Consider the following 12,043-nt stretch of genomic DNA (forward strand, 5'->3'; position numbering starts at 1 on the left):
AGCAAAACAAAGAAGCCAACAGTTATGAAACACTGTTGACTTCTTTTTATATGCAATTATTTACTTTTTAAAATCGAAATTTGCTTTTGGATTTCATCATCAAACATTGATAAAGTTTCCGGTAGTTGAGTTACTCTATATAAATCAGCCGCTTCATCATATTTATAAGCCTGAGTTTTAGCTTCTAATTTTTGTTTATCGATTCCATAATAGATAATGGTTGAATCTTTTAAGGTAAGCCCAATTTGTTCAAAATTTGAAGTAAATACTTCGTGATCTGCTTGTTCTTCTAATAATTCAGGACATTCATAAAGCAGTTCTATATTTTTCTCATTAGGAACAAATGGCATAATGTGTAATATGTTTTTTTCCGGATCTGCATATACATAGTATTTAACTTCTTGTTGTTTATAATCTTCACGTTGTTCAATAAATTCATTTTGATAGCTTCCTGTATAAAGGTTAGGTATACCTAGCATTGAACTATAATTGAATTTTCCAACAACTTTTCCATATGTACCATTATCAATAAAATATTTCGCAACGGCTAACCACATCAAATCATCATAAGATCGCTTTTCAGGCGGAACACTTTCAAAAATTTCATAAAGAATATTATCACTGAATTTAACATTGAAACTGCTATCAATTAAATCATATAAATATTCATCTGCTCGACCATATAATATTTGGTCTGGTAGCATATTCCCTAATATCGCAATTTTTTCTAGTTTATCTCTTTTAGGAATACTGACCCCTTTTTCCCAATTGTTCACAGAACTTCGTGGAGAATCACCTAATAAACTTCCAAATTCGTCCATACTGTAGCCTAGATTTGTCCTAATTTCTCGAATTCTTTCGCCTACTTTTTTTTTGTTTGGTTTCATAAAGCTCAATCTCCTCAATGGTTAAAAGCCAATTTTTTATCAAAATAATCATAACAAATAATGCACTAAGAGTAAAATAATTTTGTACTATTTTTTGTACTAAAAAATATTGACAAAACTTTCTAGCTCCATTAGACTATATTTGTACTAAAAAACGTACTAAAAGAAAGCGAGGAATATGAAATGGCAGTAAAAATTAACGATTTAACTTTACCAAAAGAAAAGCTTGAAAATGAATACCAAGTAGTCCAAGTCTCCCGTTGGCAAAAAGACGGCGAAGCGTTGGGTTGGACGTATGAATGTGTACTTCCAAAACTCCGATTTGAAAAAATCAGTGTCAAAGTTAAAAGTGAAGCTCCTGTAATCACGAAAGAAGCATTAGATGAAAAAGGTATGGCAATCGTTCGATTTGATAATCTTGCGATTACACCTTGGGGTCGTGTAAATGGACAATTTGTTAGCTATGGACTAGCTGCTACAGCCAATAAAGCCACACTAGTTCCAAACAAATGACTGAGTACTTCACCGCCCATGACGTGCTTAAAAAAGTAGAGGGGCTGAATTCCCTCTCTACCTTAAACAAATGGGCAAATTTTATTCAAAAAGAGTGCGATTACCAATTTCACTATGATTATATTCGTTTTGCCAGTCACACAAAAACTAAAAGAACAATGAATCACCGTAAAACCAGAATGTTTTCACTGGAAGAAATCCAAAAATTTCAAAAAGTAATAGAACTGATCCCTATATTGGGTAGAGACCCTTCTTTACGAAAATTTTTTGATCAGAAACACCATTTAGATACCATGAATCATAGTGAATTACTAACTGAAATCATCAATCAAATTGAAATTAAGTTGGCAAACAAAGATGCGTTATTTCAAGCATTAACAAAAAAGTACCAACAATTGGAACGAAGTTATCAAACATTAGAACAACGCTTGGCTCAACTTGAAGAATCACTATCCACCCAAGAGCATCCTTCCAGCGGGTGGTTTCGACGGAAGCGGTAGAGCCATCAAAGCTCAAGCCGCTTTCCGCTCGAAAATCAACCACACGATGGATGGTTGCTCTGGAAGAAAGACGTAGACTTTCTTCCTACTTAACTTGATTTATAGAACACCATCTGGCGAAAAATCAAAAAGTTTCGCACTTGTTCTTTGACAATTGAATAACCAGTAAGAACACTCAATTTCTGTAGTAGGAGTGATTGCGATTGCTACATGGATACAATCAAAAAATTATTGAAACCCCTACGTACATTGAAATTTGGGAATATGAACAATTAATTTTAACAAAAAGAAAAACAGATAATGATGAAAAGAAAGAAAAACCTGATTGGCTAAAAAATACAAAACAGACATTTGATGATTTAACCGCACAAGAACAATATGACAGTTTAAAGCGAAAACAAAAACATTACAAAAATCAACGCTTTGTCGTTGCTCGACTCATTGATACGAATTTTGATAATCAAACAAAATTTTTAACCTTAACTTTTAAAAAGAATGTAACAGATATAACCTATACGAATAGTGAGTTCAAAAAATTTATGAAACGACTAAACTACCATTTATACAAGACAAAGAAATCCCAAATTAAGTACCTAGCTACGTGGGAGAAACAAAAACGTGGCGCTATTCATTATCATGTTGTTTTATTCAGCTTTCCATATTTACCTCATACAGAACTAACAGCTATTTGGGGACATGGACTAATCAAAATCAACAAAATTGACGTAGATAGCGCCGAAAATAGAGGACGGTATGTCAGCAAGTATTTTGATAAAGATTTAGAACTAAAAGAGCATAAGAAAAAAGCCTTCTTTAAATCGCAAAACTTGAAACATCCACTCGAAATAAAAAGACTGACAGATCGCCCTTATGAAGTAAAAGAACAAGAAGTCTTATTTACCAACAATTATGTAAGTAAAAGACCTATCTTCTTTCAAGAATGGAATGAACAAAATATTCCAAACAAAGAAATAGGTTTTGAAGAACAAAATGTTCGTTACACAAAAATCAAGAAAAATGGAGGAACACATAAATGAACGAACTCACTATTTTATTGTCTGACACTCAAAAACAAAGATTACAGGAAGCCATTCACCAACTATTAGAAAATGAAATCACACAATTTCAAATTGATTTAGGATTAAATAATCGTTATCTTAAAAAGCATCAGTTATGCCAATATCTTAATCTCTCCAATAATACTATTGATAAACTAATTACAGTTGGACTTCCACGAATCAGTATTAACGGAATAGTACTTTATGATAAGTTAGAAATTGATAATTGGTTAAAAAAATATGCTTAAACCAACCTATAAATGTTCAAATGTCTACTCTATAATCAAACGATAGTCTTTCTACGTTCTGATTCACGCAAGAAAGTAGGAAATATTAATGGCAATCAAAAAAATGAAAAGCGGAAGTTATAAAGTCGAAGTATTTTATCCTAAAGAAGTAAGAGAAATTCTGGGTGTTACTTCACAGCGATACAGAAAAACGTTCTCTTCCAAAAATGAAGCTCTGGTAGCTGAAAAAGATATTCTTAAAAAAATTGAAAAAGTACAACTTGAAAAACATGAACGAGCTTTTGAATTAAAAGCAAACATTTCTTTCAAAGAATTTTATGAACAGATCTGGCTAGACATGTATTGCAATGGTTCTAGTGGGAGAAACCGAATGATTCCATCAAAACAAACAATTTTAAACACCAAAGATCTGTTTCGTCTTCATATTCTACCTATGTTTGGTAGTTACTCTCTCTTTGAATTGAATACAAATAAAGATCTAGTTTTGCAAAAATTAAATGCGAAAGCGCAAAAATATGCAAATATCAAAACAATTAAAAGCTATGTAAATCAATTGTTTGATATTGCAGAACTTCTTGATTACATTGAATACAATCGTGTTGCTAAAATTACTCGTTACGTAGGAGATCCTCTAAAACAACGTAGAAAAATGGAGCGAGCGCTAAAAGGAGAAGCACTAACCGCAGAACAACTTCTTGAGTGGATTCAAGCTATTCAACAAGACTACAATAACAAACATCTAGCCTTTCAAGATTTTGTCCTTTTTACCTTAACATTGAATTTAGGCGATCGTAAAAGTGAAAGTTATGCTCTGCAATGGAAACATGTTGATTTACAGAATGGAACAATACTACTTGTCCAAAGCAAAGACAAGCTAGGAAATTTAACTCCTACCAAAGGAAGAAAAAACACTAAATTCCAGCTACCTTCCTCCCTTATAGAGTTGTTAACGAAATGGAAAAAAGAACAAGCACAAGAACTTTTACAACTTGGAATTAAACAAAATGCAGAGCAATTTCTTTTCACCTATATTGATAGAAAGGGAAATGTGAATGTTCCAGTGCACATAGACTACCTTAACTACCGCATCAATTCAGTTAAACGTCGACACAACCACTTAATAAAAACTTCCCCTCATAAGCTAAGACATACTTTTAGTACGCTAGCATATGAAGGTGGCGCAACCATGGAACAAATTTCTAGAGCGCTCACCCATTCTGATACAAAAACAACAGAAGTTTATGTGAACACACCAAACATTGTTGATCTATCTACTTATGAAAAATTTGAACAAAGATTAGCAAAGGCAAAAAATGTAAAATGAATATCAGGTTTAAAAGCTCGTACCCATTGTCGTACCTAAAAACACAAAAAAAGACACTCTCCAAAATATGGAAAGTGCCAGAAATGTTGACATATAGCGAATATTAACGTTTTGAAAATTGTGAAGCTTTACGAGCTTTTTTAAGACCTGGTTAGCCCAACCATTTTTTCAAACAGCTTCATAATGCTTTAATAGCAATGATTTAAAGAGATTGAAACATAAAAAATTTTATTGACTTTCAATTTATTTGAAAGCAATGGTGTCAATTTGTTAAACAAAAATATGTGAGCCGGAATATTGTTTATGCTATAAATTTTTTTCAGCATCTCTTATTTTTCTCTGAATATTTTTTTGATGATTTCTTATTTGAAAAGACATGAGGTTGCAAGTCATTGGTGATAATATATCAAAGATTTTCTGGGATTTTCGAGCATATGTAATAAAAGTTCCAAATTCCCTTTGCTTATAGTGATACTTAATATCAGTGCGTTCTCCAAGTTGATGATAATTTTGATATAATTTACGTTTATATGTTAAACGCATTTTGTCACCAATATGTCGTTTCTGTCTGGAGACAATTTCTCCTTTTTTAATTAATTTATATGCAGTTCTATAAAACTTAGTAATACTTTTTTCCCTCATCTTCACATTTGTTCCATCAAATACAAAACCTAAATAGTCTAGCTTAGTCATCGTATGCGCATTTACTCTTCTCAATACTTTACCATCAAAATACATTATATTAGTTTTTTCTTTTTGAATAGACATTTTAGTTTTATCGAAAATATTATTTTCTATTTCTTGCCTTAAACTATCGAATAATTCTTCACTTATGTCAGGCAAAATGATAATAAAATCATCTGAATATCTTCGATAAATTCCGCCATAATTATTTACTAAACTGGAAATAGATTCATCTATTTCCAGCATATATATATTTGAATATATCGCACTTATCGCCGTCCCTTGAGGGATTCCTTTTTCATCATTATTTGTTCTAACAACTATTTTTCCATCACTAAAATAATGACTTTTCATTTTTTTGAAACGCCTAAAGTCAGCAAAACTAGCAAAATAAAAATTTTTTCTACTAGCATAAATTTCCTTATCTGGAGCAACGAAATAGTTTATATCTTCCTTGTGAATGTACGAATATTTTGTCAAACTTTTATAAATCTTAAATTGATGATCTGGCATTCTATTATCACCGTATAAACAATTAATCATTCGTTTAAGATATTCATGATCCAAGTTATCAAAAAAGCCTGTGTAATCTCCTACGTAAACAAAAGAATTAGGATGCTCTGCTATAAAATTAATTACTTCCGCTGCGAAATGAACATTATTCTTACCATGTTTGTTAGTCCTATATGCTAAAACAGAACTATCAAAATTTTTTTCGCTTACATAGATATTATACAATTCATTCAACTGTAGCCCATAATGCTTATATATATAATTATCTATATGAGATGCGTACATAATTGGTCTATTTTTTTCTTTGACAGGGACTTTCCGTCCATTTCTACTTTTATTTTCATTTTCAGGATCATCTTTTAAGTCTCTAAATTTTTCAATATTGATTTCATTAAAAATCAAAGGTAAGAAACTATGTGTAGGATTTTTTTCAAACTCATACACATACTTTTCTACCTTTGAATTAAAACTAGTGATTTTGTCAAAATGAAGATATTTTTTTGTTGAATATTTATAAACATCTTTATTCATTTTGAGTCCCTCGGTCAACTAATTTTATTGGAGCAACAACAGTAAATTTAGTCCCGCTACTATGTAATTTACTTTGCACACTGCCTAAGGCGCGACCCCTAGGCTCTACTTCTGCCAAATAAGGCTATTACCGCATCTGTAATATGGCGGGGTGAGAAATTCTCACAAAATACAAATAGTATATAATATAACTAAGAAAGTTTCTCCAACAGATTATTACTCTTGGAGGTGCGAAATGGTTCTTCTGACAGTCTTGGTTACCATACTTAGTATGCAGAGCTTAATATTAATATTAAGATTAAGCTCTGTATACGTCAGGCAAATTACTTCTGTTGAAGTCAAATCACTTTACTTTGTTATACAAATTTCCTAATACTCAACAATATGATTGCTAGTATTAGCTAGTTAATTATAGCACAATGACTACAATAGAAAAACAGCATTTTACCAAACAATCTGATGTAGCTCTGGAACAGGCTTCTGTGGCATTGACTCACAGCGATACCAATACCAGCATAGCGAGACCCTACGTAAATAAACAAAGCGTCATTCAAATACCAATCGGTGAAATTGCCTATCGTAAATTGTCTCAAAAGATACAATCCGGAATGGTGTCAACTCAAAAGAAGACATTTCGCAAAACGAATTGCTAAATTCCCTAAATTACTGATGTAAAGCTTACAATTGTTGTTTGCTTTCAATTCATATAATCGTTACTTTAACCCTATGAAAGTATCTGTTCTTTCTCGTAACACATTTAAATCATCAGGATGAACTTCTAATCTGCTAACCTGATAATCAAACATAAATAATCCCGCTTGATTATTTATAATTTCTAGCGGAAGGTATTCAGCATCCGTATGAGCTAAAATAGAGCGTATCAATACGTTCTTTATAAACTCATCAGTAATCAGAATTTTGTGCTTCGTAAGTTCATATACACCAGGCTTGCTACGAAATAGAAATCCCCAATCAACCAAGGAACCCAAAACCGTCAACAACCCTTTATTCACTGTCTCAGACATTCCATAAGTGCTACGAACTTCTTCCATAATTGTTTTCGATTGAAAAGTATCCTGCATACGTAGATACTTCCCAATTATATTTATGGTATCTGAAAAAAATGAAAAAGAATAAAGCAGCATCAAAACTTGCAACGATTTTTTCTCATCATAATTTGAAATAGCATATCGTTCTAGTACTTTCTCTTGAAAATCAGAAAGTGGCTTCTGGCCGTTCCCCCATACTTTCATTAAATTGTTTAGAGCTTTTCTGCGGAACGTATCCCCCTTAACTGTTTTTGCAAAGGTCTCATCTAATATTTGATACGCGTCTGTAGGTGAATATTTCACCATCACTTCAGCAGCTTTGTCCAACTCTTCAAATGTCATTACACGAAATAATCCCACCATTTTTTTCATCTATCGATCATCCCTTTTTAAAACTTTTACGAAAGGCACAATTACTTCTTCCACATGCATTCCACCATGGGTCATAATTATTTCACCTTCAGGTACAAATGCAAATTTTTCCTTAGCAATTACCGAAAAATACCCCTTATTCGGTAACGTTACACTCTCCCATTCTATGGTTGATTCAGTATATAAATCATGTGTATTAGACCTAAGTACTTCTGAGTCATATATCCGAGCACGTTGACCTTTCCCTGTAGCAAGAATACCTTCTTGAATTCGTCCAATCCCAGTTGCCTCCACATTTCCATGGTCAGACGTAATATACACATCATAATCCAAATTCATCAAGTCACTTAACATAGATTCTAAGAATCCCTTCTCAAGCCAAATTCGTAATTCTGATTGAACTGTCTCCAGACCTTGCTTGGCACCATGCATAAATCCATCCACAACATCGATGACACACCCATAGATATCTGTACCCGCGTATCTAAACTCAAGAACGGTATCTTGATAGTCTGTGTGCCCTAAACCCTTCTGATACTTGATTGAATTTTCGAGGAATCCTTTTTCTTTCCAAAATTTACGCCATTGAATTGGCTCCGAGGAAGTTCTGGTAATTGTTTCTGGGAACTCACTAGGTCTTTTTCCAGAAAAAATTGCTTGTCTTGAAACAGAGGTAATAGTCGGAATCATCGCCATGGTTGCCTCGGTTCGGAAATCAAAGCTTTTATTAACTAACCATTTTTCAACAACACTCCATTGAGTAAAGCTCATTCCATCCATAACAATCAAAGCTAATTTTCTACCCGAAATACCTTGTATTCTGTATAAATAATTCAAAATTTGATTTACATAATTTGGCTGTTTTGCCGGAGGGAGGGAAAGATTTCTATCATACTCTTTTTTTAAATACTCTTGAAATTTTTTATTGGCACCATCGACTAATAATTCAAACTCCTCATCCATTCTACGATATAAGCGATGTTCACCAATCAATCTAGCAATCTCGCCCCATTCACGCAAGACCGGAGCTTTTTTATTAAATAGCGTAAGATCTTCGACATAAGGATCAAGTATCATTGAAATGTGTACCTCAGCTTCATGGTAAATCACACGTTCTATAAATTTCATTGAAGAAACATAATTTTGTCTTGTTGTTAAACTTTGCTGGGCATTGTATAATTGCTCCCATTTTTCAATATCTAGCTCTTTCACAGCTTTACTATCCAGGAAGGGAAATATATCAGCAATTTCAATAGATTCCCGAAATGCCTTTTGATACACGTCCCAAGGAACCTCTTGAAAACCAGTATCTACTAAGCGAATAAGTAGTGTTCCATCAAATTTTCTACCGAATTTAGTTTCGTATGTATAACGAAAATGAACTGGATCTCCATAAGTTATTACAGAAACATCTAACTCAGACAATTCGACCTTAACATTATCTATCATCAATAATCCATCGTCATCTCTTACAAGATAAATCTTTTTCTGCGGGAACCTGTCTGTAATCTCGTTTATCCAGTTCATTTTCATCACTTCCTCTATGTGTAGAATCTATCAAGTTTCTTTATCATTAGTATTTGCTACATTTCTGTTCGCATTAAAGCATTATCATAGTACATCAAGAGCTTATCGTCTTCTTGGATTACTTTTTCTGGTAGACGCTCACCCACTGTTACGATAGTTTGATATTCTTTTTCTGTCCACGCCTTCTTAAAACCAACACGGATTGCTTCTGTACGGAATGCTTTTAATTTCTTCTTGCTATTATTGATTTCATCAAGATAATGGCCAAACTCACGCAATAAATTCTTCTCTCGCAGTTTTTCCAAATCAGCTTGTTGATTAGGATTTGGCACATACCACCGATTTTTTGCTTTTTCTCTTAATAAAGCATCATCTTTTTCTAAGCCACGTAAATCATGATAATTTTTTGTCAAATAGGTACTAATTTGATTGGGTACTACCCCATTTCCATCATAGTATAAAAAGTTTTGTGCTAACAACTTATCGAGCTCAGGTAATTCTTCATACTTTGCAATATGCTGAATCTCTTTCATAAATTGCGGATGGATATCTTGTCGAGATTGTGGCTTTTTCATTAATTGTTGACGAATCCATTCAATAGCACTATTTTCATCAGATACAAATAGCGATAATTGAGCAAACTCTTTTGCAAGAATTCGTTTTTTATCATATTCTGCCACTTGAGAGTCTAAAAAAGCCATGCCATCACGCATCGGATAACGACTAGCAATACCTGATTGAAAGTCAGCAGAAGAAACTGGAACTGGTAGACCTTGCTGAACATGATAGGCAACCATTCTATCAAATAGAATACGTGGTGTTCGCTCGGATATGATTACCGCATCACCTTTGTCTCCCATAAATACTGGAAGGTTTGATAAGTGTTGTGTAACAAACGTCCAAGCTGATTCCACATTATTACGTTGTGCCTTCATTTTCTCAATATTCTCTTCAGTAGGCTTATAAGCAGAAATTACTAAGTCCTGCTTTACTGCCGTCGTCGTGGTAACTGCCTTAAAGCTTCCCTGCTTTTTATCCAATGCGGCGACATTTGCGATTATAAAGCCTGCATTTTGAATGGCTTCCTGAATTGAGTTCCAAACATTTGCTTTTGAATTACTAAATTCAACTGTCATCCATCTTCCCGGTTTCAAAACTCTATACAATTCACTAAAACATCTGCTCATCAGATATTTGTAATCACCAATTGCTTTATTCTGCATGTTATTCATTATTGCTTCTTGAGAATTATTTGTGAATAAGTTCATCCATGATTCTGAAGAATAGTTCAATTCAGAATACATCAGATTTGCCCCAAAGGGAGGATCAACAAATACATAATCAATACTATTCCTTCGAATATTTCTTAAATCAGTTGTACTTTGATTTGACACAACACATGAGTTTTGAATACCATCAATCACTGCTATCATACTCTTCGTTTTAGATTTTATTGCATCCAGAACTGGTCTTTCGCCGTTTAAACTAGGAATATACAACGTGCCGCTAACAAACCCAAATGAAAATACTCCGCCTTTATCAAGTAACCTTGGAACATTCACTTTTACCATTTTAGTCGAGTATGAATTACTGCTCCTTAGAATATTCAAGAACTCACCAAAATACTTAGTACCTCTAATTTTTTCATAAAAAACAGACATTACGATAAGGTTTCTCTTGGAATAGAGCTGAAACACATGTCGAATTCCAGATTTTTTTAATCTATCCGTCTCGTCACCAGCTATTATCGCATTTATAGGTACAAACCCAGCAATATCATAATCTTCAATTCTTTTTTGTAATTCAAAATCAAACTGAGTTGGTCGCTTATTAATCTTTTGTGATCCATTTGAATAATTTATTAAAACTTGCTCTTGTTTAGGAACATTAATCACTTGGGATAATATATTATCAAACTTCGATACAAATACTTGCTTCATATCTTTTTTTGTAACGATTGCTTTACAAAAAGGGCAGGACATTTCTTTTTTCATTTCTTTATTGTCCATATCAACAGCTATATCCCAAAAGACAAGCTCATTATCACAGTTGGGACAAAGAAAAACATCACTCCAAACTGAATAATTTATCGGAACAATATTCCCATCTTTATCCTCGGTCATAAAAAGCCAAGATGTTTCTTTATTAAGTTCAGCTAAAATACTTTCACTCTTGTTTTTAAAATCTTCACTGCATATATTCTCATTATAACTATTTGAGATTAAGCTTGCTGCAGGAGAGAGTTCCGTCAGAACGGAGTGTCTTTCTCCTAATTGAGAAAAAACTTCATTTGAATCATCGAAAATTTCATTTTTTTCATTTACATAGTAACCTAATTTTTCTACTTCTTCTCTACTATTTGTATATTTTGTAGCTACACCAGTCATCCCTGTACCTGAAAAACCGTCTAAAATAATATCACCTGGATTCGTGTAATGCAAAATGTATCTCATCACTGCTTTATGGGGTACCTTTGTATGGTAGCTATGGATATTATAAATACGGTCACTCTTTCCTTCACTAACATCAGATGTAAAAGGTTCGCGATGATATTCATTGCCGGGCTTATCAGCACTCCATTCATCAATTAAATCTGAAATCCAGGGATTCGGGCAGGCTGTGTAGAATGGCGGATTAGATAATTCAATAATATTCTCATCATTTCCTATTGGAAAGCCTTCAATTCCCCTCAAATCAGGAAGTTTTTTTCTCAGTTCCTCCCGGAAATACTCTCGACGAGCATTATCGTTTTCAAATTCCATCCCGAGAACTGTCACTCCTTTATTTTCCTTTTGTTCAGAATCAAAAGACAATTGTTCATTTTCTAATGACATCTA

General features: G+C 33.2%; 10 protein-coding genes. 5 read left to right on the forward strand and 5 right to left on the reverse strand.

Annotated elements, in window-relative coordinates:
• Positions 1 to 56 precede the first annotated feature (56 nt).
• Positions 57 to 887 carry a helix-turn-helix domain-containing protein gene (locus AB3I20_RS09285; RefSeq protein ID WP_271027149.1) on the reverse strand — a complete coding sequence of 277 codons (831 nt, stop codon included), beginning with the start codon at positions 885 to 887 and terminating at the stop codon, positions 57 to 59.
• Positions 888 to 1,070: 183 nt separating this feature from the next.
• Here AB3I20_RS09285 and AB3I20_RS09290 point away from each other — a divergent pair, with 183 nt between their 5' ends.
• The 5 genes from AB3I20_RS09290 to AB3I20_RS09310 all read left to right on the forward strand — a co-directional run bounded on the left by AB3I20_RS09290 (position 1,071) and on the right by AB3I20_RS09310 (position 4,530).
• Positions 1,071 to 1,400, forward strand: a complete 330-nt coding sequence (locus AB3I20_RS09290; RefSeq protein ID WP_271027148.1) for a hypothetical protein — start codon at positions 1,071 to 1,073, stop codon at positions 1,398 to 1,400.
• Positions 1,397 to 1,900 carry a hypothetical protein gene (locus tag AB3I20_RS09295; RefSeq protein WP_271027147.1) on the forward strand — a complete coding sequence of 168 codons (504 nt, stop codon included), beginning with the start codon at positions 1,397 to 1,399 and terminating at the stop codon, positions 1,898 to 1,900. The genes AB3I20_RS09290 and AB3I20_RS09295 overlap by 4 nt, the downstream gene beginning before the upstream one ends.
• A 203-nt stretch (positions 1,901 to 2,103) precedes the next feature.
• Positions 2,104 to 2,937, forward strand: coding sequence for a Rep protein (locus AB3I20_RS09300; protein ID WP_368027205.1), 834 nt, complete (start codon positions 2,104 to 2,106; stop codon positions 2,935 to 2,937).
• Positions 2,934 to 3,206, forward strand: coding sequence for a DNA-binding protein (locus tag AB3I20_RS09305; RefSeq protein ID WP_201705517.1), 273 nt, complete (start codon positions 2,934 to 2,936; stop codon positions 3,204 to 3,206). Before AB3I20_RS09300 ends, AB3I20_RS09305 begins: the two co-directional genes overlap by 4 nt.
• 88 nt (positions 3,207 to 3,294) lie before the next feature.
• Positions 3,295 to 4,530 (forward strand): tyrosine-type recombinase/integrase, encoded by a 1,236-nt coding sequence (locus AB3I20_RS09310; RefSeq protein WP_368027206.1) that lies wholly within the window; start codon positions 3,295 to 3,297, stop codon positions 4,528 to 4,530.
• Positions 4,531 to 4,836: 306 nt separating this feature from the next.
• On the opposite strand, the gene AB3I20_RS09315 is transcribed toward AB3I20_RS09310, so the two are convergent.
• The 4 genes from AB3I20_RS09315 to AB3I20_RS09330 all read right to left on the reverse strand — a co-directional run bounded on the left by AB3I20_RS09315 (position 4,837) and on the right by AB3I20_RS09330 (position 12,040).
• Entirely contained in the window at positions 4,837 to 6,258 is a 1,422-nt protein-coding gene (locus AB3I20_RS09315; protein ID WP_367604309.1) for a reverse transcriptase/maturase family protein, read from the reverse strand.
• Between the two features lie 713 nt (positions 6,259 to 6,971).
• Positions 6,972 to 7,679 carry a hypothetical protein gene (locus AB3I20_RS09320; RefSeq protein ID WP_367604308.1) on the reverse strand — a complete coding sequence of 236 codons (708 nt, stop codon included), beginning with the start codon at positions 7,677 to 7,679 and terminating at the stop codon, positions 6,972 to 6,974.
• Positions 7,680 to 9,212 (reverse strand): BREX-3 system phosphatase PglZ, encoded by a 1,533-nt coding sequence (gene pglZ, locus AB3I20_RS09325; RefSeq protein WP_368027207.1) that lies wholly within the window; start codon positions 9,210 to 9,212, stop codon positions 7,680 to 7,682.
• A 50-nt stretch (positions 9,213 to 9,262) separates the two neighbouring features.
• The gene (locus AB3I20_RS09330; protein ID WP_367604306.1) at positions 9,263 to 12,040 is read right to left on the reverse strand and encodes a DNA methyltransferase; all 2,778 of its coding nucleotides are present in this window, start codon (positions 12,038 to 12,040) and stop codon (positions 9,263 to 9,265) included.
• Positions 12,041 to 12,043: the final 3 nt, after the last annotated feature.

The organism is Enterococcus sp. C50, from assembly GCF_040887505.1.
Classification (GTDB): domain Bacteria; phylum Bacillota; class Bacilli; order Lactobacillales; family Enterococcaceae; genus Enterococcus_B; species Enterococcus_B thailandicus.